Source organism: Burkholderia sp. 9120 (assembly GCF_000745015.1).
In the GTDB taxonomy this organism is placed as follows: Bacteria; Pseudomonadota; Gammaproteobacteria; order Burkholderiales; family Burkholderiaceae; genus Paraburkholderia.
Window position 1 is genome coordinate 1499827 of record NZ_JQNA01000001.1, and the last position, 22570, is coordinate 1522396.

18 protein-coding genes are annotated in these 22570 nt (G+C 65.4%); 12 read left to right on the forward strand and 6 right to left on the reverse strand.

Annotated elements, in window-relative coordinates; genetic code table 11:
* From FA94_RS06705 to FA94_RS06725, 5 genes are all read left to right on the forward strand, one after another.
* Complete coding sequence (locus FA94_RS06705) at positions 1-1038, forward strand: ABC transporter permease (protein WP_035548123.1); 1038 nt, start codon at positions 1-3, stop codon at positions 1036-1038.
* The gene (locus tag FA94_RS06710) at positions 1035-1910 is read left to right on the forward strand and encodes an ABC transporter permease (RefSeq protein ID WP_035548126.1); all 876 of its coding nucleotides are present in this window, start codon (positions 1035-1037) and stop codon (positions 1908-1910) included. The genes FA94_RS06705 and FA94_RS06710 overlap by 4 nt, the downstream gene beginning before the upstream one ends.
* Positions 1907-4135 (forward strand): ABC transporter ATP-binding protein, encoded by a 2229-nt coding sequence (locus tag FA94_RS06715; RefSeq protein ID WP_035548129.1) that lies wholly within the window; start codon positions 1907-1909, stop codon positions 4133-4135. The genes FA94_RS06710 and FA94_RS06715 overlap by 4 nt, the downstream gene beginning before the upstream one ends.
* Positions 4136-4545: 410 nt before the next feature.
* The gene (locus FA94_RS06720; RefSeq protein WP_035548131.1) at positions 4546-5466 is read left to right on the forward strand and encodes a hypothetical protein; all 921 of its coding nucleotides are present in this window, start codon (positions 4546-4548) and stop codon (positions 5464-5466) included.
* Positions 5467-5781: 315 nt separating this feature from the next.
* Positions 5782-6273, forward strand: a complete 492-nt coding sequence (locus FA94_RS06725) for a hypothetical protein (RefSeq protein ID WP_035548134.1) — start codon at positions 5782-5784, stop codon at positions 6271-6273.
* A gap of 12 nt (positions 6274-6285) precedes the next feature.
* On the opposite strand, the gene FA94_RS06730 is transcribed toward FA94_RS06725, so the two are convergent.
* A complete protein-coding gene (locus tag FA94_RS06730; RefSeq protein ID WP_035548137.1) occupies positions 6286-7131 on the reverse strand; it encodes an aldo/keto reductase in 846 nt (281 codons plus the stop codon).
* 141 nt (positions 7132-7272) lie between these two features.
* Here FA94_RS06730 and FA94_RS06735 point away from each other — a divergent pair, with 141 nt between their 5' ends.
* Entirely contained in the window at positions 7273-8019 is a 747-nt protein-coding gene (locus FA94_RS06735; RefSeq protein WP_035548140.1) for a GntR family transcriptional regulator, read from the forward strand.
* Positions 8020-8050: 31 nt separating this feature from the next.
* On the opposite strand, the gene FA94_RS06740 is transcribed toward FA94_RS06735, so the two are convergent.
* A complete protein-coding gene (locus FA94_RS06740) occupies positions 8051-9439 on the reverse strand; it encodes a CoA transferase (RefSeq protein ID WP_035548143.1) in 1389 nt (462 codons plus the stop codon).
* A gap of 128 nt (positions 9440-9567) precedes the next feature.
* Between FA94_RS06740 and FA94_RS06745 the strand changes: the two genes are divergently transcribed.
* The gene (locus FA94_RS06745) at positions 9568-10791 is read left to right on the forward strand and encodes a citrate/2-methylcitrate synthase (protein WP_035548146.1); all 1224 of its coding nucleotides are present in this window, start codon (positions 9568-9570) and stop codon (positions 10789-10791) included.
* Between the two features lie 23 nt (positions 10792-10814).
* On the opposite strand, the gene FA94_RS06750 is transcribed toward FA94_RS06745, so the two are convergent.
* Positions 10815-11120, reverse strand: a complete 306-nt coding sequence (locus FA94_RS06750) for a DUF2917 domain-containing protein (RefSeq protein WP_035548149.1) — start codon at positions 11118-11120, stop codon at positions 10815-10817.
* A 173-nt stretch (positions 11121-11293) separates the two neighbouring features.
* Between FA94_RS06750 and FA94_RS06755 the strand changes: the two genes are divergently transcribed.
* The 3 genes from FA94_RS06755 (at position 11294) to FA94_RS06765 (ending at position 15797) form a co-directional block, all read left to right on the forward strand.
* Positions 11294-12712 carry an aminotransferase-like domain-containing protein gene (locus FA94_RS06755; RefSeq protein ID WP_035548152.1) on the forward strand — a complete coding sequence of 473 codons (1419 nt, stop codon included), beginning with the start codon at positions 11294-11296 and terminating at the stop codon, positions 12710-12712.
* Between the two features lie 106 nt (positions 12713-12818).
* Positions 12819-14288, forward strand: a complete 1470-nt coding sequence (gene mdtD, locus FA94_RS06760) for a multidrug transporter subunit MdtD (protein WP_035548155.1) — start codon at positions 12819-12821, stop codon at positions 14286-14288.
* Between the two features lie 234 nt (positions 14289-14522).
* Positions 14523-15797 (forward strand): EAL domain-containing protein, encoded by a 1275-nt coding sequence (locus tag FA94_RS06765; RefSeq protein ID WP_035548158.1) that lies wholly within the window; start codon positions 14523-14525, stop codon positions 15795-15797.
* On the opposite strand, the gene FA94_RS06770 is transcribed toward FA94_RS06765, so the two are convergent.
* Positions 15753-16904, reverse strand: a complete 1152-nt coding sequence (locus FA94_RS06770; RefSeq protein ID WP_035548161.1) for a sigma-70 family RNA polymerase sigma factor — start codon at positions 16902-16904, stop codon at positions 15753-15755. The two genes, FA94_RS06765 and FA94_RS06770, sit on opposite strands and share 45 nt — an antisense overlap.
* A gap of 270 nt (positions 16905-17174) precedes the next feature.
* Between FA94_RS06770 and clpP the strand changes: the two genes are divergently transcribed.
* Both clpP and FA94_RS06780 read left to right on the forward strand, forming a co-directional pair.
* A complete protein-coding gene (clpP, locus tag FA94_RS06775) occupies positions 17175-17822 on the forward strand; it encodes an ATP-dependent Clp endopeptidase proteolytic subunit ClpP (RefSeq protein WP_035548163.1) in 648 nt (215 codons plus the stop codon).
* 253 nt (positions 17823-18075) lie between these two features.
* Complete coding sequence (locus FA94_RS06780) at positions 18076-19599, forward strand: NYN domain-containing protein (protein WP_035548166.1); 1524 nt, start codon at positions 18076-18078, stop codon at positions 19597-19599.
* A 219-nt stretch (positions 19600-19818) separates the two neighbouring features.
* Here FA94_RS06780 and FA94_RS06785 read toward each other — a convergent pair whose 3' ends face one another.
* Complete coding sequence (locus FA94_RS06785; RefSeq protein WP_051980408.1) at positions 19819-21579, reverse strand: PQQ-binding-like beta-propeller repeat protein; 1761 nt, start codon at positions 21577-21579, stop codon at positions 19819-19821.
* A gap of 323 nt (positions 21580-21902) precedes the next feature.
* Positions 21903-22472: a glycine zipper family protein gene (locus FA94_RS06790; RefSeq protein ID WP_035548169.1), complete on the reverse strand. Its 570-nt coding sequence runs from the start codon at positions 22470-22472 to the stop codon at positions 21903-21905.
* Positions 22473-22570: the final 98 nt, after the last annotated feature.

Here is a 22570-nt window from a genome sequence, read left to right on the forward strand (position 1 = left end):
ATGTCGACCACGGTGACCCCGCCCACTTCACCCACGTCGCCTGCCCCGCCCACGCGTTCGGTCGCCGGCGGCAACGCGGCGCGCGTCGTGCGTTTTCTTGCGACGCGCGTGGGCTTGTCGCTGATCACGCTGTGGCTGCTGTCGGTGATCGTGTTCGCGGGCGGCCAGTTGCTGCCCGGCGATATCGGCCGCGCGGTGCTGGGGCCGCTCGCCGATGCGCGCGCGGTCGCCGCGCTCAATCATCAGCTCGGCGCGGATCGACCGCTGCTCACGCAATACGTCGAGTGGATTTCGCATTTCCTGCGCGGCGATATGGGGCTTTCGTACGCGTACCGTGAGCCGGTCGGCCCGTTTATCGCCGACGCGCTCGCGCATTCGGCCAAGCTCGGTCTGCTCGCCTTTATCGTGGTCGTGCCGCTCGGTATCGCGGGCGGCGTGTGGTCGGCCATGCACGCGGGGCGCTGGCTCGATCGCACGATCAGCATTGCCGGTTTGTCGGCGACCGTGGTGCCGGAGTTCGTTTCGTCGATCGTGCTGATTCTGGTGTTCGGCATCTGGCTTCAATGGCTGCCGATCGAAGCATCGTACCCGCCCGACGCGAGCATTCTCGAACAACTGCGCCATCTGATTCTGCCGGTGCTGCCGCTGGTGCTGGTGTTCTTCGGCTACATCGCGCGCATGGCGCGAGCAGGCACCGTCGAGGCGCTCGACGCCGACTACACCCGCACCGCGATTCTCAAGGGCCTGCCGCGCCGTGTCGTGATCTGGCGGCACGTATTGCGCAACGCGCTGCTGCCCACCATCACCGTGGCCGCGACGCAGCTCGGCTACATGATCGGCGGGCTGGTAGTGGTCGAGACACTGTTCCACTACCAAGGCATCGGTTCGCTGATCTACAACGCAGCCAAGGCCAAGGACTTTCCGATGCTCGAAGCGGGCGTGCTGACCATCGGCGTGGTGTACACGGTGGCGAATCTCGTCGCCGATGCGCTGCACGTGTTGCTCAATCCGCGCTTGCGCGTGAGGAGCGCCGAATGAGCACGATCGTTCCGCCGACACCCTCTACCCCACGCGCGCTAGCCGAGCCGCGCTTCGATCAATTGCGCGTGCTGCTGCGCTCGCCCACTTTCGTGGTGGGCGTGGTGATCGTCGCGTGGTGGATTGTCTGCGCGCTCGCCGGGCAATGGATCGTGCGGATCGATCCGTATGCGTCCGATCCGCTCAATTCGCTGATGCCGCCCGACCGCACGCACTGGTTCGGCACCGACCAGCTCGGTCGCGACGTGTTCTCGCGCGTGATCGTCGGCGCGCGCGACATTCTGACCATCGCGCCGCTGGCCACGCTGCTCGGCACCGTGGCGGGCACGACCCTGGGCCTGATCGTCGGCTATTTCGAAGGCTGGGTCGACAACGTGGTCGGCCGCGCGATCGACGCCGTGCTCGCGCTGCCGCTCGTGATCGTCGCGCTGCTCGCGCTGGCCGCGGTCGGCGCGTCGAACTTCACGGTGATCCTCGTGATCGGCATCACCTTCACGCCGATCACCGCGCGCACCGTGCGCGCCGCCGTGTTCGCCGAACGCCATCTCGACTACGTGGCCGCCGCGCAACTGCGTGGCGAACGCGCGCCATACATCATGTTCGCGGAGATTCTGCCGAATGTGCTGCCGCCGATCATCGTCGAGGCCACCGTGCGGCTCGGCTATGCGATCTTCGCGGTCGCCACGCTGTCGTTTCTCGGCTTCGGCATTCAGCCGCCTTCCGCCGACTGGGGCCTCGCGCTCTCCGAGTCGTACACGCTGATGGCCGGCGGCGCCTGGTGGACCGTGGTGTTCGCGGCAGGTGCAATCGCGTCGCTGGTGGTCGGCGTCAATCTGATCGCCGACAGCGTGCAAGGCGTGCTCGACCGATGAACGGCCCGCCGCCCTCCTCCTTCCCCGCCTTCGATGTGTCGAAGAGCGACCGCACCGACGCGCTGACCGTCGTCGGCCTGACCGTGACGTACCGGATGCGCGGACGCGATCGCGAAGTGCTGCAGGACGTATCGTTTCGCGTGCGACGCGGCGAGGCGTACGGACTCGTCGGCGAATCGGGCTGCGGCAAATCGACGGTCGCGATGGCCACGCTGCGCTATCTGCCGCGCAACGGCAAGGTGAAAGCGGGCAAGATCGTGATCGCCGGCGAAGACGTGCAGAAGCTCGACGCCGACGCGCTGCGCCATCTGCGCGCGAATGCGATTTCGATCGTCTATCAGGACCCGGGGCGCGCGCTGAATCCGTCGCTGACGATCGCGCGGCAAGTCTCCGAAGCATTCGAAGCGGCCGGCGTCGCGCGCGACGAAGCACTGCGACGCACGCGCGAGATGCTGCAGCGCGTGCGCATCGCGGCGCCCGAGCGGGTGATGGAGAGCTATCCGCATCAACTGTCGGGCGGTATGCAGCAGCGCGTGGTGATCGCCATGGCGCTCGCGTCGAACCCCGCGTTGCTGATTCTCGACGAACCGACCACCGGCCTCGACGCCACCGTCGAAGCCGAAGTGCTCGACCTCGTCGCGCAGTTGCGCGAAGAACTCGGCACCGCCGTGCTGTTCATCAGCCATAACCTCGCGGTGATCGGGCGGATGTGCGAGCGCGTCGGCGTGCTCTACGCGGGCAAGCTGGTCGAGGAAGGCGCCACTCAGGACGTCTTCACGCGGCCGCGCCATCCTTATACGGTCGGGCTGTTGCGCTGTTTGCCGACAGCCGGACGCAGCAAGGACAGCGAGCGGCTCGACACGATCGCGGGCAGTCTGCCGCTGCCGGGCTCGGTCACGCAGGGCTGCATCTACGCGGAGCGCTGCCGTCTCGCCGACGACCGCTGCCGTCGCGAAGCGCCGCCGCCGTATCGGGTGAGCGCCGCGCATGGCGATCAGATGTCGCGCTGCCATTACCACGAACGCGCGCTTGAATTGCCGCGCGCGTCCGCTGAGGTCGCCGAGGCGGCTGAGGCCACGTTGCCGGAACGCCGTCCTGAGTCGTTTGATAGCGACGCGCGTCCGCTCGTGCTGCGCACCGACAAACTCTCGAAGACTTTCCATGTGGGCGGCGCACCGTTGCGCGCGGTCGACAATGTTTCGATCGACCTCGCGAGCGGCGAGACGCTTGGCCTCGTCGGCGAATCGGGCAGCGGCAAGACGACGCTCGCCAAGCTGATGCTCGGCCTGCTCACGCCAGACGCCGGCAGCGTGCTCGAACTCGACGGCGCGCCCCTCGCCGCGCGCGTGACGCGGCGCAACGACGAACAGGTCAAGTCGCTGCAGATCGTGTTCCAGAACCCGGACTCGGCGCTCAATCGCGCGCATTCGGTCAAGCGTTTGATCGGCCGTGCGCTGTCGCGGCTCACGCCGTTGCGCGGGCCCGCGATCGACGAACGGCTCGCCACGTTGACGGCCGCCGTGCGTTTGCCGGAGCGCTATCTCGGCTCGCGCACGCGCCAACTATCCGGCGGACTCAAGCAGCGCGTGGCGATTGCCCGCGCGTTTGCCGGCGAACCGCGCGTGGTGGTCTGCGACGAACCGACCTCCGCGCTCGACGTCTCCGTGCAGGCCGCGATTCTCAATCTGCTCGCCGACTTGCAGCGCGAGCGCGGCGTGAGTTACGTTTTTATCTCGCACGATCTGCACGTGGTGCGCTATCTGGCCGACCGCATCGCCGTGCTGTATCTCGGCCGACTGCTGGAAATCGGACCGGCGGCCGCGGTGTTCGGCGGGCCGCATCATCCTTATACCGAGGCGTTGCTGTCTTCCGTGCCGACGCTCGATACCACCCACGACGCTCAGGCCGACGGCACCGGCCGCCCCGCTCGCAAGCGTATCCGGCTGTCCGGTGATCTGCCGAGCGCGGCCTCACCGCCGTCCGGTTGCGTGTTCCACACACGCTGCCCGCGCAAGCTCGGCGCGATCTGCGAAGAGCAGGACCCGCCGTTCGTCGATGCCGGCGGCGTCGACGTGAACGGTGGACAAGCGGCCGTGCATCGCATCCGCTGTCATATCCCTATCGACGAATTGCGCACCCTGCAAGCCGCCTCGCGCGACGACGCAGGCACGCTCCCTGGCAACGGCGCCGACAGCGCGCCGGAAAGCGCCGGACGCAGCGAATAACGCGGCATCGCGCGGCGTCTCCTGAGTTTCAGGGCCGCGCGTTTCATCGCCGAAACGTTTTCCGGTGTTTTTTCAACGCCGGCATCGCACACCCCTATTCGACGCCTGTGGCCGCAAGGCTTTGCGGTCAGTGGCATGGATATCGCTAAGTAGTGTCCAGACATAGGAACGCAGGCGCCCCGGCAAGCGGGCGCGGCAACCGATGGGGAATCAGATAAAAAAACCGGCGAGCGCATCTCAGCGTAACGACTGCGCACGCGCGTTTCAAACGACAACAAACGAGCGATTGACGAGTATCGGCAAAACAGACTCGGGGGCGCGGCGAAGCCCGCAACAGACAGGTCCGCCGCCGCGGAATCAGCATGAGAGATGGCGGCAGCGAGGCGCCGGCGTTCCTCGGGAGAGATGTGATGAAGACCACCAGATATAAACGGTATTACTTCGGGGTCCTGCGGAGCGCGGCGATCGTAGCAGGCGTCACCGCGTTGGCCACTCAACTCGCTTATCCGGCATCGACCGATGTGATCCCGAAGTGGATCGTGCTCGCCGATGCGCCGCTGCCGGCCAGCGGCACGCAAGGCACGACGCGCTCGCTCGCGCAGGCCGACGGCGCAACGGCCGGTGAATTGACGACGGGCATGGCCGCCGGCGAATCGGCGACGGGCGCCGCGCCCGGCGACACGACCGCCGCCGACGACGCCGCCGCGATCTTCCAGCCGCAAGGCTGCGAGGGCGTCAATATTGCGGGCTGCGGCCATCATGGCGGCGGCAGCGGCAGCAACGGTGCAGCGAGCGGAGGCAACAGCGGCGCGGGTGCGAATGGTAGTGGCGCGGCGGGCGGTGCGGCGGGTGGTGCAGCTGGATCGGGCAGTGGCAGCGGCAGCGGAAGTTCTTCGGGTACGGGTGGTAAGGGAAATAGCGGTGGAAGCAGTGGCGGTGGAAGCAGCGGTGGTGGAAGCAGCGGCGGCGGAAGCAGCGGCGGCGGAAGCAGCGGCGGCGGAAGCAGCGGCGGTGGAAGCAGCGGTGGCGGAAGCAGCGGCGGTGGAAGCAGCGGTGGTGGAAGCAGCGGCGGCGGAAGCAGCGGTGGCGGTAGCAGCGGTGGAAGCAGCAGCGGTGGCGGCAGCAGCGGCAGCAGCGGGAGCGCCGGCTGTGGTTGCGGCGGCTCCAGCGGCGGCCCAAGCGGTGGCAAAGGCGGTGGTTTCGGTGGTGGCTTTGGCGGTGGCTTCGGTGGCGGTTTCGGCGGTGGCTTTGGCGGAGGCTTCGGCGGCGGTCACGGAGGCAAGGGTGGCAGCGGTAACGGCGGTGGCAACGGCGGAGGAAACGGGCACTAGCAATCGCCCGTTTCATAGGTAGGGGGCCCCCGCGCCCTACCTTCGCCTACGACACGGCCGGCTACCGTGCGCTGTCCGCTGGCATCGGCGGTGATGTCTCGATCCCCCGGTCGAGCGTCACCGCGCGAGGCCGGTTCAGTCAGACGACACGTCCATGCCAACCGGCCATCAATCGGCCTCGTCACGCTCAGCGCGGCACACCAACGCGCTCGCTGGCGACAGCGACCCGAACGGGCAAAGTCGGTGCCCGCCTGGAACCAAACCGCATCGATCGCCTCATATCAGATTCAACGTTCGATATGAGGGCACCACAACATGCAACGAAACGTCCCCCCCTTCGCAACACGCGTGGCATCTGGCCTGCTGATGGCCGCCGCGCTGGGCCTCGCATCGCTCGCTCATGCGCAAACCCCGGCGCAAACACCCGCGCAACCCGCACAGGCGGCCGCGCCGCTGTCACCCACGCTGTCGCAAGCGGCGCCGCCGGTCGACCCCAGCTTTTCCGCCTACTCGCTCGCGCAAACCTGCAAGCAGAAGAACGACAACGTCGCGCAGGGTCAATGCGTCGGCGCAATCCGCGGGATCATCCACGGTTATCAGTACGGCGTGCTGTTCCTCGGTCAGCGTTCCGCGTTGCCGGCCAATGAAACCCAGCGCGTGTCGCTGTGCCTGCGCAACACGCAGGTGTCGTCGATCGTCGACGATTTCATCACCGACGCCGCGCAAGTCAGCGACGATTCGCTTAAGCACACCCCCGCGGAAGTCGCGGTGCTAGGCTCCGTGCACCTGCATCACAGTTGCAATTAAAGGCGGCCGCGCTCACAGCATTTCGAGCGCCCGCTTGCTGCGCGGCGGTTTGAAGTACGCGTCGAGCGCCGCGAGCTCATCGGCGCCGAGCCGCAGTTGCGACGCGCGATGGTTGTCCCGCACATGCTCGACGCGCCCCGCTTTCGGAATCGCGAACACGCCCGGCTCGCGCAACACCCACGCGAGCGCCACCTGAAACACCGAGACGCCGCGCGCGTCGGCGATATCGTCGAGCGGCGAGCGCTTCGGCAAGCGAGCGTGATCGACCGGGCTGTACGCCATCGCCGGCATCTTGTGCGCGGCAAGCCACGGCAGCAGGTCGAACTCCGGCCCGCGACGCGCCACGTTATAGAGAATCTGATTGGTCGCGCAGGCGTCGCCGCCGGGTGTCGCGGCAAGTTCTTCCATATCGTCGGTATCGAAATTGCTGACGCCCCAATGGCGAATCTTGCCCGCCCGGCGCAGCGCCTCGAAACCTTCGACCGTTTCCGCGAGCGGCACCGAGCCGCGCCAGTGCAGCAGATACAGATCGAGCTGGTCCGTCTTCAACCGCTTGAGGCTCTGTTCGCAGGCCGCGATCACGCCGCGCCGGCTGGCGTTATGCGGATACACCTTGCTGACCAGAAACACCTGATCGAGCAAGCCGGCGAGCGCTTCGCCGACTAGCTGTTCGGTCGCGCCGTCGCCGTACATTTCCGCCGTATCGATCAGCGTCATGCCCAGTTCGATCCCACAGCGCAGCGCGGCGATTTCGGCGGCGCGCCGCGTCGGCACCTCGCCCATTTCCCACGTGCCCTGCCCCAGTTTTGGAATGCGTTCGCCGTCGGGCAGGCTCACGCTTGCGATATCGCTCGTCATGCTGACTCCTCGAAGTGGCCGAAAAACACACGACGAGTTTAGCGGCTGAATGGGCATTCGATCCGGCACCAGGCAAAAGCCCGCTATAACGCAGCGCGCCGATGTCATAGAATTGCCGCTTGCCCTTCTTGCGTGAGCCCCATGAACTCTGCCTCGGAAGACCGCTGGCGCGACCTGCGCCCGGACCCGGAAAACGACACGCCGCTGTATCTGCAACTTGCCCGCAAGCTCGGCACCGCGATTCACGAAAACCGCTGGAACGCCGGCGAGGCCCTGCCCTCGGAGCGCGTGCTGTCCGAGGCGCTTGGCGTATCGCGCATCACGTCGCGCAAGGCGATCGCGTTGCTGGTCGAGCAAGGCCTGATCCGGCGCACGCAGGGTGCGGGCAGTTTCATCACACCGCGCTATGAAGATCCGCTGTCGCGTCTGTCGAGCTTTAGCGAAATGCTGCGGCGCCGGGGCTTCACGCCGAGTTCGAAGTGGCTGTCGCGCGAAATCCTGCCGGCCAATCGCGACGAAGTGATTCAGCTCGGCTTGTCGCCGGCGGCGGCGGTCACGCGTTTGCGGCGTTTGCGGCTGGCCGACGGCATCGTGATGGCGGTGGAGAACTCCACTTTCCCTTCTGCGGTGATTCCCGATCCTCAGGCTATCGGCGATTCGTTGTACACGTACCTTGAACAGCGCGGACTGACGATCGTGCGCGCGCTGCAGCACTTCCGCGCGGTGAATGCGAGCGACGAAATCGCGCAGCAGATGAGCATCGCGCCGAACGACGCGCTGCTGCTGATCACCCGCGTGGGCTATACCGCCGACCAGCGGGCCATCGAGTTGACCGACACGTATTGCCGCAACGATTACTACGACTTTGTCGCGGAGTTGCGGAAGTAGCCAACGCGGCCGTTAGCGCTAAGCGCGGCCACTACCACCTGGCCTCGTGCGCGCCTGGCCGGGCCGGCGGCAATGCGAAAAACGCCGGCGTTTCGTCCAGCTCTTCGGCGGGCAACACGCCCAGCACGCGGCCGAAGTCGGAGGCCACCGTTCCCAGACAATCGCGCACGTCATCGATCGACACCTCGGGTGCTTTCCAGCCATCGGCAATCTGCCCGAACGACTGCAACCAGCGTCCCGTTTGCGCCAGCGAAAGCCGCACGTGCCAACTTCCACCTTCAGTCGCGCGCCGCGCCAACGCGACCATCGCACCGAACGCGGCGAGGTAACCGGTCGCGTGATCCAGCGCCTGACACGGTAGATGTTTCGGCTCGGTCCAGCCCGCCGCCTGCCGCTCGGTCGACGCAATGCCGCTCGCCGACTGCACCAGGCTATCGAAGCCACGCCGTTGCGACCACGGTCCCTCGTGTCCATACGCGGACACCGACACATACACGATGCCCGGCCGGATCCGCGCCAGTTCTTCGGGACCGAAGCCACGCGCCGCCAGCGCGCCGGGGCGATAGGCCTGCAAAAACACGTCGGCACCGCCGGCAAGGCCGCGCAAGGTTTCACGTCCGGCCGCCTCGCGCAGATCGACCAGCGCCGAGCGCTTGCCGCGTCCATTGTCGATCACCAGCGGCGCAATGTTCGGCAGATGCGGGCCGTTGATCATCAGCACGTCCGCACCGTGTTGCGCAAGCGCGCGCCCCGCCACCGGCCCCGCGATGATGCGCGACAGATCCAGCACCCGCACCCCCGCTAATGCCCGATTCGCGTCGCCTATACGCGGCGGTTCGACCGGCGCGTCGCCAATGCGCTCGATCTCGAACAGCGGCAAACCCGCGATGGCCTGCGCCTGGTCGAGCGTGGCCCACTCCTCGGGCGTGCGAATCAGCGCCGCGCAGAGGCCCGCATCGGCGAGCGTCTGGTCGAGCGTTGCACCGTCCCACTCGCGAATCGCGGCAGCTACCGCGGCAGGGCTGTTCTCGCAGCCGAGCACGGTCAACACCCCTTGCAGGTGATGCGGGAAATTCGTGTGCAGTTGAATCCAGCGGCCGTCGCGCGTCTCGTAGAAACCCATTACCGGATCGCGCAGTGCGGGCGGCGGGCCATCGTCGATACGCAAATACCGTTCGCTGCGAAACGACGCGAGCGCACGCCGCATCTGCACCGCGACATGCTGCCGGTGACCCGTGCGCAAGCGGTGATATTCGGCTGCCGCGAGACCGGTCGCGGCGATGGTCGCCGACGCCAGGCTGCCAACCCGGAAGACCGACGGCAAGCCTGGATCCTCACCGCTCAGCGTGACGGCGTGCAGCGCAGTCGGGTCGCAGCCCGCGAGCGTCCAGATCTGTTTGAGAGCGAGTTCAGGCGTCATGGCGTTCGTACCGAAGCGAGGGAAAGTGAAACCGAGTCTAGAATCCCCACCCTTCTCAATCAACCTTGATTATGATAATCAATATATATTGATTTCTTCGGTTCTTATCGATTTTCATGCCCGCTCCCATGCCCGCCTCGAATTTTCTGACCGCACCGGAAGCCGCCGCCGCGCTCGGTATCAGCCTGCCCACGCTGTACGCGTACGTGAGCCGCGGCATGCTTCAGTCGATGCCGGATGCGCAAAGCAAGCACCGCCTCTACGACGCCGCGGAAGTGCGGCGCCTCGCCAAGCGCAAGGAAGACGGCAAGCGCGCCGGCAAGGTCGCGCAGAAGGTGCTGGACTGGGGCGTGCCGGTGCTCGAATCGTCGATCACGCTGGTGGCCGACGGCCGCCTGCTGTATCGCGGGCGCGATGCGATGGAGCTGGCGGGTAGCGCGTCGCTCGAGGACGTGGCCGCGTTGCTATGGGAATGCAGCGAGCGACGCATCGCCCAAGCGCCGGCGGTGCCGTTCGCCGCCGCGCAGTGGAGCGCATGGCTGAAGCTGTGGGGCGACAGCACGCCGCTCGACCGCGCGCTCGTGCTGCTGCCGGCCGCCGCGGCGCAGATGCCGCGCGTGTGGGCGCTCGGCCGCGATGCGCAACTCGATACGGCGTGCGCCGTGATGCGCTTGCTGGCCGCCGCGATGATCTCGGCGTCACCGTCGAACGAACCGCTGCACCGGCAACTCGCGACCGCGTGGCAGGTGCGCAACCGTCAGCAGGCCGGGTTGTTGAGGGCAGCTCTGGTGGCCTGCGCGGATCATGAGCTGAATGCGTCGACGTTTACGGTGCGCTGTATCACGTCGACGGGAACGCATTTATTCGGTGCGGTGGCGGGCGGACTCGCCGCGTTGTCCGGGCCGCGACATGGCGGCGAAACCGTGCGGATCGCCGCGTTGCTCGAAGAAGCGTCGCGCGCGCCCGATCTCGACCGTTATCTCGCGAACCGTTTCGCGCGCCTCGAACACGGCGCGCATGGGCCGACGCTGTCGGGCTTCGGGCATCCGCTGTATCCGGATGGCGATCCGCGCGCACGCGTCCTGCTGAGCATGCTCGCCGATTGCGCGCCGGCCCGCTCGCCGCTTGGCGACGTGCTCGCGCTGGCGCGCACGGTGCACGACACGACCGGCGCGCAACCGAACGTGGACTATGCGCTGGTCGCGATCGAACGCGTGCTCGGCCTGCCGGCCGGTGCGGCGTTCACGTTATTTGCGGTGGGCCGGGTGATCGGCTGGATCGCGCACGCCATGGAACAGGCGCGCGACGGCCGCTTGATCCGGCCACGCGCGCGCTACGTTGGAGACTATTAGGCTGTATTGGGCTGGCTCAGCTATCAAGCCGCGCTCAACCAGCGCGGCAGCCAGGCGAACATCGACAAGCCCGGAATCAGCTTGGCCACCACCTGTTCCGAGCCGCTCGCCACCGCGAAACGTGCCCCGGCCTGACCGGCGCTGATCCACGCCACCGCATGCCGCGGCAACTCGACCGATTCGCCGGTGGCGAGCCAATGATCCATGGTTTCGCCTTCGACGGTCAGCCAGATCTCGCCCGAGATCACCTTGAAGATCGACGGCCGCGCGACACGCCAGGCCGCCACGGGTTCGCCCTGTTCCAATTCAAAAATCCGGACTTCACGCATCGCCGTTCTCCTTCAAAGAACTTTTCTGTTGTGCCGATTATTGACGTAGGATCATCGGATACCCATGCACAGTTCCGAACACTTTCATCGGAACTGTTCAGTCAAAAAACCGTACAGTTGTCAGGTCGAGGCGTCGAGGCATCGTCTCGGCCAACGGTGAAGGAGAGAACCGCATGAAACTCGACATTCAGATCGATCGGGACAACGGCGTGCCGCTGACCGAGCAGATCGTCACCGGCGTTACCGGCTGGATCCGGGCGCGCACCGCGCATCCCGGTTCAAAGCTGCCGTCTATCCGCCAGTTTGCCGCCGACTACGGCGTGAGCCGCTTTCCCGTGATCGAGGCGTATGACCGGCTGGTGTCGCTCGGCTATGTCGACTCGCGCCACGGCTCGGGCTTCTATGTCGCCGACCGGCAACCGATGGGCACGACTTGCCAGGGCACCTCGGATCCGCGCCGCGCCGAAGAGGACACGGACCACCTGCTGCAGCAGTTCAACCACCCCGGCGAAACGCTCAAGCTCGGCAGCGGTTTCATTCCGGAAGCGTGGCGCGACACGGACAGCATCGCGCAGGCAATCCGCCACGTCTCGCGCACCGACCCCGCGAGCATGGTCGACTACGCCACCCCGTTCGGCAACATGGCCTTACGCGAGCATCTGCAGGCGCGCATCGGCCAGTTGGGGATTCAGGCGGACACCTCGCAGATCGTGATCACCAACGGCGCGAGCCAGGCGTTCGATCTGCTGATGCGCTACATGCTCAAGGCCGGCGACACGATCTTTGTCGAAGACCCGGGTTACTACAATCTGTACGGTCTGCTGAAGCTGCACGGCGTGAAACTGATCGGCATTCCGCGTACCCGCAACGGGCCCGACCTCGACGTCATGCAGGCGCAGTTGAAATTGCACCGGCCCAAGCTGCTGTTCATCAACACCGTGTTCCACAACCCGACCGGCACCACGGTCGCGCCGCCGGTCGCCTTCCGGCTGCTGCAACTGGCGCGCGAACACGGCTTCTCGATTATCGAAGACGATATCTACGCCGATCTGCAGACCGATATCACCGACCGTCTCGCCACGCTCGATCAACTCGAACATGTGATCTACGTGGGCGGTTTGTCGAAGACGCTGTCGTCGTCGTTACGGATCGGCTGCGTGGTGGCGAGCCCGGCGATCATCAAGGATCTGGTCGACATCAAGATGCTGACGAGCATTGGCGGCTCGCGCTTTGCCGAAGCGGTCGCGGCCACGCTGCTGGAGCGCGGCGCGTACCGCAAGTACCTGGAGCGGCTGCGCCGCCGCATGCGCGAGGCGCTCGGCTCGACGATCCAGACGCTCGAAAGCGCCGGCTGGGAGCTGTTCGATAAGCCCGTGGGCGGCAAGTTCGTCTGGGCTCGCGTGCCGCATGTCGGCAATGCGCAGCGGCTGGTGGAGTGCGGCGCGACGATGGGCGTGACGGTTGCGCCGGGCCACTATTTCCGGCCAGGTATGGAAGTGAGTCCGTGGACGCGGATCCATATCGCGTTCGGCAACGACCCGTTGGCGCAGGCGTTTTTTCGCGCGGCGGCGGCGTTGCCGGCGTCGGAGTGAGGTCGTGTGCGGCGGTGTGCGGCATGCCCGCTGCGTCGCCCCGCGCTTTTCCCTAGAATAGCGAGTCCCTGCCCGTTCCGGGTCTCCGCGTTCCCAGCCGCTCTCCATGACCACGCCGCCGACCCTGCCCGCCACCGCCTCCGACGCTGCACCGTCGTCGCCTTCGCCCTCGCCCCGCTCGCTGACCGTGATGCTGTGGCTGGTCGCCACCGGCTTCTTCATGCAGACGCTGGACTCGACCATCGTCAACACCGCGCTGCCCGCCATGGCGACGAGCCTCGGCGAATTGCCGCTGCGCATGCAGTCGGTCGTAATCGCCTATTCGCTGACGATGGCGGTCATGATCCCGGTCTCAGGCTGGCTCGCGGATAAGCTCGGCACGCGGCGCGTGTTCTTCAGCGCGATCCTGGTGTTCGCGATCGGCTCGCTGCTGTGCGCGAACGCGCATACGCTGAACCAACTCGTGATCTTCCGTATCGTGCAAGGCGTGGGCGGCGCGATGCTGCTGCCGGTCGGACGGCTCGCGGTGCTGCGCACCTTTCCGGCGGAACGGTATCTAGCGGCGTTGTCGTTCGTGGCGATTCCCGGTTTGATCGGACCGCTGATCGGCCCGACGCTCGGCGGCTGGCTCGTGAAGATCGCCTCGTGGCACTGGATCTTTCTGATCAACGTGCCGGTGGGGATTGTCGGTTGCATCACCACGTTTATCTTCATGCCGGACAGCCGCAACGAACACGTCGGCAAATTCGACATGAAAGGCTACCTGCTGCTGGTGGTGGGCATGGTCGCCATCTCGTTCGCGCTCGACGGCCGCACCGAGTTCGGCATTCAGCACGCCACGGTGCTGGTGCTGCTGATCCTGAGCCTCGCCGCGTTCGTTGCGTACGGCCTGCATGCCGTGCGCGAACCGGCGCCGATCTTCTCGCTCGACCTCTTCAAGATTCACACGTTCAGCGTCGGCCTGCTCGGCAATCTGTTCGCACGGATCGGCAGCGGCGCGATGCCCTATCTGATTCCGCTGCTGCTGCAGGTGAGTCTCGGCTATAGCGCCTTCGAAGCCGGCATGATGATGCTGCCGGTGGCGGCTGCGGGCATGGCGTCCAAACGGCTCGTGACAAAGCTGATCGTGAAATACAGCTATCGCAGCGTACTGATCGTCAACACGGTGCTGGTCGGCCTGACCATGGCGAGCTTTGCGCTCACCAGCGCGAATCAGCCGCTATGGCTGCGGCTCGTGCAACTGGCGTTCTTCGGCGGCGTCAACTCGATGCAGTTCACCGCGATGAACACCTTGACGCTCAAAGACCTGGGCACCGGCGGCGCGAGCAGCGGCAACAGTTTGTTTTCGCTGGTCCAGATGCTGTCGATGAGCCTCGGCGTGACGATTGCCGGCGCCCTGCTCGCGACCTTCACCGGCTTGTTGCCGCGCGTGACGGCGGCCAATTCGCTGCCCGCGTTTCACGCGACCTTCCTGTGCGTGGGGATCATCACGGCGGGCTCGTCGTGGATCTTCGCGCAACTGGCGCCGGACATTCGCACGCCGGCGAAAAAGACGGATCCTTCGGAGCGGACCTGAGGGAGTGGCCCGCCGACCCGCAACAGGGCGCGGGCCGCACCAGCGAAGTGCGAATCGTGGCCTTCGCGCCCGCGCTGGCGCACAATCGCCGCTGGAGACCGTGGTCAGCGAGCACGCGTAGTGTGTTTCCGCGCGCGCATAGTTCTTGCTCGCCTATCCTGTAAACTCCCATTTAGCGCGTGCGGACTCGTGTTGAGCATGCAGGCGCACCGCCACCTCCACACGACTGACAAGATGAGCATGATCGAACTCGATCCTCCCGGCTTCCAGCCCCCTCGCCCGATGGCCGGCGACGAAGGCTCCCGGCGCACCGTTCTGTACGGCGGCTACACCGTCTTCAGCGTGTTTCAGCCCGTTTTCTCGGTGTCGCACCGGCGCGCTATCGGCTACCACGCTTCGCTGCGCGCGCACGACGAGCACGCGAAGCAAGTGCCCTCGCACGAAGTCTTTACGCAGGCCGCGCGACGCGGCGACCTGCTGGAACTCGGGCGGCTCGCCGAATCGCTACATCTGGGCAACTTCAACGCGTTCGACAGTCACGACGAATGGCTCTTTCTGAGCCTGCACCCGGCTGCGCTGATGGACACCAGTTACGGCGACGCACTGCTCGCCGGCCTCAAGGCGCTCGGGCTGCCGCCACAACGCGTCGTACTGGAAGTCTCGGAGCAGGCGGGCGGCGAAACCACGCGCTTTGCCGAAATCATCGACTCGCTGCGCAAATCCGGCTTCCTGATCGCGCTCGACGGCTTCGGCGCCAAGCACTCGAACATTGACCGCGTGTGGAATCTGCGGCCGGACATCGTCACGCTCGACCGCTGCATTCTCGCGCAAGCCAGCGAACACTCGCACATCGAGCGGGTGTTGCCGGGCCTCGTCTCGCTGCTGCATGAATCCGGGCAACTGGTGCTGATGGGCGGACTCAGCACCGAGCGCGACGCGCTGATCGCGCTCGAATGCAACGTGGACTTCGTGCAGGGCGCGTTCTTCGCGGGCGCGAGCGTCGAACCGGTCAAGCCGCAGGCCGCGGCCGGCCTGATGGACTCGCTCTCCGCCGCGCTGCGCGAACGCGTTGCCGCACGCGAACGCGCCCAGTCGGCCCGCCTCGCCCCTTATGTCACGGCGCTGGAAACCGCCGCCGCGCAACTGGTTGCCGGCGAGTCGGTTGCGCAGGCCACCGCACCGCTGCTCACGCTCGGCGAGACGGCGCGCTGCTTCGTATTGGATGGCTCAGGCCGGCAGATTGGCGACAACGTGCTGCCGCCGGGTCGCGCCTCGCAACGCGCGAAGCGATTCCGGCCGCTGCTGCATTCGGAAGGCGCAAGCTGGGAACGCCGGCCTTACTTCATCCAGGCAATGCGCGCGCCTGGCCGCGTGCATCTGACGCCGCCTTACCTGTCGATCAATGAAGCCCACCTCTGCGTGACCGCCTCGATCGCCGCGCATACGCCGAACGGCACGCAGGTGCTATGCGTAGACATCAACTGGGAAGTCGCGGCGCACCGCAACTGACACCACCGCCTCCCGCTGGATTCGCGCGAGCAGCTGGATGATCGCCGCGCGTCCCAGCGCACGGTTGCGGTTGGCCGATTGCAAACGCGCGGCGCTGGTCACCGCGCGCAATGCGACGATCTTCGGCGAATCGCTCGGCAGACCGCCCGTGGATACGTCGATCACGCCGACGACCTCGCCTTCGCAGATCAGCGCAATGCAGGTGGCACCGCCCACCGACACGATCTCCGCATGGCGTGCTTGCCGCGCCAGCGACGTGACTTTCTCGATCCAACCCGCCACCGCCGGTTCGTGTGTTGCGAACACGGGGGTTGAGGTAGGTGTGGACAGGGCTTGGGGTGCGGAGGCGAACGCGGATGCCTGTGCTTGCGCCTGCGCCTGCGCTGATTCCAACGCCGACGTCTGTGCCGACGCTGATACCAATACCTGTGCCTGTGCCAATGCAGACGCCTGTGCCGGTTCAAATGCACTCAGTGCCACGTCGCTGACCACTTCCGGCGCTTCACTGAACAGCCGCAGCAGGCCGGCGCGATCTTGCGCCTCCAGCGCGCAACGCAGCCGCTCGACGATCCGTGCGTGTGCGGCCGGGTCGGGTCGCTCCAACGGCGCGCCGGCACGCCGCAGACGCTCCTTCGCCCGATGGACGATTTGCCGGCAGGCGCCCGGCGTGCGCTCAAGAATCTTCGCGATCTCCGCGTAATCGCAGTCGAAAGCCTCGTGCAGCACGAAGGCCGCGCGTTCGTCGGGTTTCAGCCGTTCGAGCAGCAGCATCACGCCATAGGACATTTCCGCGGCGCGCAAGGCCAGTTCCTCCGCCGACGGCGCCACGTCATCGAGCCAGGGCTCCGGCAACCAGCCTGCCGCTTGCGACGCCCGCTCGCGCTGCACGTGCCGCAGCCGATCGATCGCCGTGCGTGTGGTGAGCGTGGTGAGCCAGGCCGCCGGCGTCTGCACCTCTTGCGTGGCGGCGAGATGCCATTTGAGCCAGACGTCCTGGACCACGTCTTCCGCTTCCGCACGGCTGCCGAGCATTCGGTACGCCAGCGCGAACAGGCGGGCGCGGGCGGCCTGGAAGCTGGATGCCTTGTCGATTACTTGTTCCGTCATGCGTGGACCTCCGGATCGTGCTTAGTAGTGAGCGCGCGGCGCCTGCCAGGCTGCCTGCGGGATTTCAGACGCGCGCTGCAAATCGGCATCCTTTTCAGCTTGACGTGCCAGCTATCCCCGATGTGACAGCGGCACGCAAAAATATTCCTGTCACGCTGCCGGCCGCGCCGTCGTCATATGAGCAGAAACCGGCGCATCGGGCGCGCGGTTCGACGAATCAGCCGCCGCGCTACCGGGTCACGGTGCCGCGCCGCCTGTCACGAGGCACTTATGCAATCCAGCTACCCTTCCATCACCGGTCTCGGCCTCGTGCCTACCGTCATCGAACAGTCCGGTCGCGGCGAGCGCGCTTACGACATCTATTCCCGTCTGCTGCGCGAGCGGATTGTGTTTCTGGTCGGGCCGGTGAACGAACAGTCGGCCAGCCTGATCGTCGCGCAGTTGCTGTTTCTGGAATCCGAGAATCCCGACAAGGATATTTCTTTTTACATCAATTCGCCGGGCGGATCGGTGTACGACGGCATGGCGATTTACGACACCATGCAATTCATCAAGCCGGAGGTCTCCACGTTGTGCACGGGCTTTGCCGCGAGCATGGGCACCTTTCTGCTGACCGCGGGGCAACGTGGCAAGCGCTATGCGTTGCCGAACGCGCGCATCATGATTCACCAGCCGTCCGGCGGCAGCCAGGGCACAGCGGCGGACGTCGAAATTCAGGCCAGAGAGGTGCTCTATCAGCGCGGTCGGCTGAATGCCATGATGGCCGGATGCACCGGGCGCAGCGTGGAGGAAATCGAGCGCGACACCGACCGTGACAACTTCATGTCGGCGCATGACGCGAAGGCCTATGGGCTCGTCGATGAAGTGCTGGAAACGCGTGCGGCGCTCGGTAGTCCGACCCGCCATCAGGAGATGTAGCCCGGCGCGTGGTACGGCTTGCACGGTCGGCACACGCAGCGTGGCGCCCGGCATGTCGCTGTAGCCCGGCACGCCGCCGCGCCACCGAGCAGCGCGAAGCGGCGCTGGGCACGTCGCCGAAAACCCGATTCACCCGCGCATTTTCCCGTCCCGCATCGGTGCGCCATGAACACAAAAGCTGATCACCTCCGCTGGAATCGCTATCATGGTCGCGATTCGTCGAATTCGGCGAATCGCTTCAATGGAGATATACATGGCGTCATCCAACGAAACCGTCAGCATGGCGCTATTCTGCGACTTCGAAAATGTCGCGCTCGGCGTGCGCGACGCGAAGTACGACAAGTTCGATATCAAGCTGGTGCTCGAACGTCTGTTGCTCAAGGGCAGCATTGTCGTGAAGAAAGCCTATTGCGACTGGGATCGCTACAAGAGTTTCAAAGGCGCAATGCACGAGGCCAATTTCGAATTGATCGAGATTCCGCACGTGCGCCAATCGGGCAAGAATTCCGCCGACATCCGGCTCGTGGTCGACGCGCTCGACCTGTGCTACACCAAATCGCACGTCAATACGTTCGTGATCATCAGCGGCGACTCGGATTTCTCGCCGCTGGTGTCGAAGCTGCGTGAGAACGCCAAGCAGGTGATCGGCGTTGGCGTGCAGCAATCCACGTCCGATCTGCTGATCGCGAACTGTGACGAGTTTTTCTTTTACGACGACCTCGTGCGCGAGAGTCAGCGCGCGGTCGCCAAACGCGAATCGTCGCGCCCGCAACAGGCCGCCCAGCCGGCAGCCAAACGCGCACCCGACGAAGAGAAAAACCGCAACAAGGACGACCTCGAAAAACGTCGCACGAAAGCGGTCGAGATCGCGGTGCAAACGTTCGACGCGCTCGCTTCCGAACGCGGCGACAGCGGCAAGATCTGGGCGTCCGTGCTGAAGAATGCGATCAAGCGTCGCAAGCCGGATTTCAACGAGACGTACTACGGTTTCCGCGCCTTCGGCAATCTGCTGGAAGAAGCGCATGCGCGTGGTCTGCTCGAATTCGGTCGCGACGAGAAGTCCGGCGCGTATGTGTATCGGAGCACAGCCGCGAACGCGGCGAGCGAAAATGCGCAGGAACTGGCTGAAACCGTCGAATCCGCCGAGCAGTTGGATGAAACGCAGGTCGCCGAAACGGCGCCGGCCGAGTCGGGTGGAAAACACGAGTCGCGTCGTCGAAGCCGCGGCAATCGCAAGGCAGGCCGTGGTCAACAGGAAAGTGTCCAGGAAGAGCGCGCTAGCGTCGAACGTACCGTCGGCGTGCAAGCTGAACCGGACAACGCTGAACATGCGGACCATGCGGACAGTACAGACGACTACGCTCTGTCCACAGGCGAGCCGGCCTTCTTCGAGCAGCCGGTATTCCCGTGGCCCGGCCCGCAGAATTTTGAGCCTGCCCCGATCGCCATAGACGACGAAGAGGAAGCAGAGGAAAAAGACAAGGAACCGACCGGCAAGCCGACCGAGCGTCGCAACGCTCGCGCGCCGCGCAAGACTGCCGCGAAGAAAGCGAAGAAGAGCACGCCGCGAACGATCGACGACGTACCGGCGATCGCCGCGCCTGCTGAAGCATCGGCGGCGCCCGTTGAACGCGTCGAGCGCGTTGATCGCGCTGAAGCGGAAGAAGCGCCAGTAGCCACGAATCAGGCAGCCAAACCGGCCGCGAAAAAAGCCGCGCGCAAAGCAGCACCGCGCAGTCGTCGTCCTCGTAAAGCTGCCGCGAGCGACGCCGAATAAGCGCGCGGCGTTGGGCGCTACGCATGAAAATCAGATGCGTTACCCACCGTAATAAGAGGGCCCAATAGGAGCGCCGCAGCAACAGCGGCAACAAAGGCAACAGCGAAAAAAAGCCCCTCCTCATGCAATGCGAGCAGGGGCTTTTCTATTCCGAGTCAGCCCACAAAGCAAACCGCCATCAGTCAGTCCCGCCCAAACCACCACCCTAAACCCACACTCTCACAACAACCCAAACACCGCCACTCCATTCGTCGCCCCAACATAAACCTTCCCTCGCGCGATCATCGGCGTGATGAACTTGTTGCCCGCGCCCCATTGATCGCGCGTTCCTGCCTGATTGCTGTTGTACAACTCGCTCGCGAGATTACTGGCGTTGTACGCATGCAAAGCGCCAACCGTACCGTTTTCCGCCGCCCACACGATCGCATTGCTCGACCCGTTGGCCGACACAGCCGGCGTCGCCCCAGGATAAGCAAACGTAGTCGCACTCTTTGACGCCGCCGTCGTCGCGAGATACGCACCCGTGATCGGCAATGCCTTCAGGCTATCGTTCCATCCGCCGTAGTACACCACGCCGCCGTAATAAGCCGGCGATCCCCAGATCCCGCCCGCCAACGTCCCAACCAGTTCCTGCCAGATATTATTCGCGGTCGGACTGAATTTGCCCATCGAATCGCGATCGAGAATATAGATGTTGTTATCCTTGCCCGCCGTCACCGCAAGGTGCTTGACGACACCCGCCGCCGTGGTCTGATCCGGCAACAGCATCACGCCGCCCGAGCCGTAATCGTTGTCCGCGCTTGCCTCGGCTACGACGTTGTCCATCGCGAAGTAATCGGAGATCTGCAGCGTGCCCAAGGTCATCTTGATCGCCGAGTCGCCATAGTCGCCATCCACGGGAAAGCCCTGCGCATTCAGCGTGGTGCCGAACGTCCCGTTGGCGCCCACGGCGTACAGCGACGTGCCGTCCGACGACATCCCCGAACCGGCCATCCAGAAAGAACCTTGACTGCCGTTCGGTGTCACGTCGAGCGAGCTGGTCTGCTTCAGCGTGTCGGCGTTATACGCCATGATCCAGCCGGTGTAAGCGCCCGACATGCAGTGCGAAGTCCAGCCCATATAGATGTTGCCGCCCACCAGCGTCAGCGCGGCGCGCTCCGTATACATCGACGCGCTAAAAGTGATGACGCCGTTGACACTGCCCGCGCCGTTGCCCGGAAAGCTCGCCGCGATCTCCGTCGGACCACCGAACAACTCCGCGCCGGTCGCCAGATCGAGCGCATGCAAACGATGGTGATAGTTGCCGCCGCCGTCTTTCGTCATCGCCACCGCGTACAGCACACCGTTCGGTCCACGGTTGCGGTCGATCACCGGCGTCGACGTGATGCCGATTTCAGGCGTGAAGTCCTGGCAACTGAAATTGTCGCTGGCGGTTTCGCCGCTGCCGGTCAGCGAGACCTGCCACAGCAGCGCGAAGGTGTTGGCGTCGTACGCATAGAGGCTGTCGTGCTCGGACGCGACGTAAACCACGTCGTGCGACGTGCCGCCAATCGAAAGGCTGGTGACGAATAGCGGTTGCGCGTCGACTTTGCCGTCGGCGGCGAGAAACGCGACTTTGCCGAAACTCGTGGAATTGACGTTGGCAGGCGTGAGCGTGGTTTCGGCGAGCATCTGGCCGGTGCGGCCAAGGTCGTTGTGATGCATCAGCACGTCGGTCGCGAAGGCGATCGTCGTGGTCGTCGAGGGTGTGGGCGTGGTGCCGGGCGAGCCGCTTCCCGTGCCGGTGCTGCCCGATCCCGAACCGGTCCCGCCCGTCGTGCCGCTACCGCTACCGCTCGCCGAGCCCGACGCCACCGTCGACGAGCCGCCCGAACCGCCGCCGCACGACACGAAGCAGGCCGTAACAAACGCCATCGCCAGCCACGCGCGCACGCGCGACCCCACGCTCGGATTGACCAGGCCGGTTTGCAGTCGCCGCATGTTCGCCTCGTTCGCGCGAAATCCGGCTCGCTCCGCACCCAAGGTAACGAAGTCAACAAGCAGATGTACCGGCCGGAAAGGACTGATGGTGCTGACTGATGGTACTGACTAAGGCTGCTCACCAAGCAGGACCGTCAGACAACCGGCGGCCGCAAAACCTCCTTTCAAACCTAGGCGTTTTGCCGGCGGCTTTGCCGCCATCCCTTCGCGTCTTTCCGCCAGATATGACAAATGTTGGGCAGCAATAAACCGGCCCGCTCCACCGGCCGGACCCCGCCAATCGACAGGGCCGGCATACCGATCCGATCGAGGTGGTCGGCCGGTCAGTAATACGGATAAGGCGAGTACATCACCGGCGGAGGAGCGTAGTAGCGCGGCGGCGGCGCGTAATAGTACGGCTGCGGCTGCACGTACACGGGCTGATAAGCGGGCTGCGGCTGCGAAATCGTATTGCCCTTCGACGTCATGCACTGGGCGTAGGAAGCGTCGTAGCGTGCTTGCAAACCCGCTGCGGAATACTGCGCGCCGTTCGCGCCATTCGCGCCGCCGAGCAGCAAGCCGCTGCCCGCGCCGATCGCCGCACCCGCGCCCGCATTGCCGGCAGCCGCACCGATCAGCGCGCCGACCGCGGCGCCGCCGAGCGTGCCGAGCGCCGCACTGTTCACGCTATTCGTCGTGGCGGCCTGGGAGGCCGTGCCATTGGGATCGGTGGACCGGTTCGCATAGTCGCGGCAGGCGTAGTCGTCCTGCTGGAACTGGCCGAGCGGCTCACCGCTGCGCGGCATCGCGACCACGCTCGGGCCGCTCGGCGGCATCACCGCGCATCCGCCGAGCGCAAGCGCCATGACGGCGACCGGTATCGCGATGCCAATCGATTTAGTGCTGGAGATCATCTTGGGGCGCTTCAGAAGCTATGGGAATTTAAACGTTAGGCCAATAGCGGCAACGCTTGGTTACGGGATCGTTACAGATCGTTTTTTTGCTTACAACC

Coding starts and splice junctions, on each gene's coding strand:
- FA94_RS06705 (WP_035548123.1), top strand. CDS start 1: ATGTCGACCACGGTGACCCCGCCCACTTCACCCACGTCGCCTGCCCCG.
- FA94_RS06710 (WP_035548126.1), top strand. CDS start 1,035: ATGAGCACGATCGTTCCGCCGACACCCTCTACCCCACGCGCGCTAGCC.
- FA94_RS06715 (WP_035548129.1), top strand. CDS start 1,907: ATGAACGGCCCGCCGCCCTCCTCCTTCCCCGCCTTCGATGTGTCGAAG.
- FA94_RS06720 (WP_035548131.1), top strand. CDS start 4,546: ATGAAGACCACCAGATATAAACGGTATTACTTCGGGGTCCTGCGGAGC.
- FA94_RS06725 (WP_035548134.1), top strand. CDS start 5,782: ATGCAACGAAACGTCCCCCCCTTCGCAACACGCGTGGCATCTGGCCTG.
- FA94_RS06730 (WP_035548137.1), bottom strand. CDS start 7,131: ATGACGAGCGATATCGCAAGCGTGAGCCTGCCCGACGGCGAACGCATT.
- FA94_RS06735 (WP_035548140.1), top strand. CDS start 7,273: ATGAACTCTGCCTCGGAAGACCGCTGGCGCGACCTGCGCCCGGACCCG.
- FA94_RS06740 (WP_035548143.1), bottom strand. CDS start 9,439: ATGACGCCTGAACTCGCTCTCAAACAGATCTGGACGCTCGCGGGCTGC.
- FA94_RS06745 (WP_035548146.1), top strand. CDS start 9,568: ATGCCCGCCTCGAATTTTCTGACCGCACCGGAAGCCGCCGCCGCGCTC.
- FA94_RS06750 (WP_035548149.1), bottom strand. CDS start 11,120: ATGCGTGAAGTCCGGATTTTTGAATTGGAACAGGGCGAACCCGTGGCG.
- FA94_RS06755 (WP_035548152.1), top strand. CDS start 11,294: ATGAAACTCGACATTCAGATCGATCGGGACAACGGCGTGCCGCTGACC.
- mdtD (WP_035548155.1), top strand. CDS start 12,819: ATGACCACGCCGCCGACCCTGCCCGCCACCGCCTCCGACGCTGCACCG.
- FA94_RS06765 (WP_035548158.1), top strand. CDS start 14,523: ATGAGCATGATCGAACTCGATCCTCCCGGCTTCCAGCCCCCTCGCCCG.
- FA94_RS06770 (WP_035548161.1), bottom strand. CDS start 16,904: ATGACGGAACAAGTAATCGACAAGGCATCCAGCTTCCAGGCCGCCCGC.
- clpP (WP_035548163.1), top strand. CDS start 17,175: ATGCAATCCAGCTACCCTTCCATCACCGGTCTCGGCCTCGTGCCTACC.
- FA94_RS06780 (WP_035548166.1), top strand. CDS start 18,076: ATGGCGTCATCCAACGAAACCGTCAGCATGGCGCTATTCTGCGACTTC.
- FA94_RS06785 (WP_051980408.1), bottom strand. CDS start 21,579: ATGCGGCGACTGCAAACCGGCCTGGTCAATCCGAGCGTGGGGTCGCGC.
- FA94_RS06790 (WP_035548169.1), bottom strand. CDS start 22,472: ATGATCTCCAGCACTAAATCGATTGGCATCGCGATACCGGTCGCCGTC.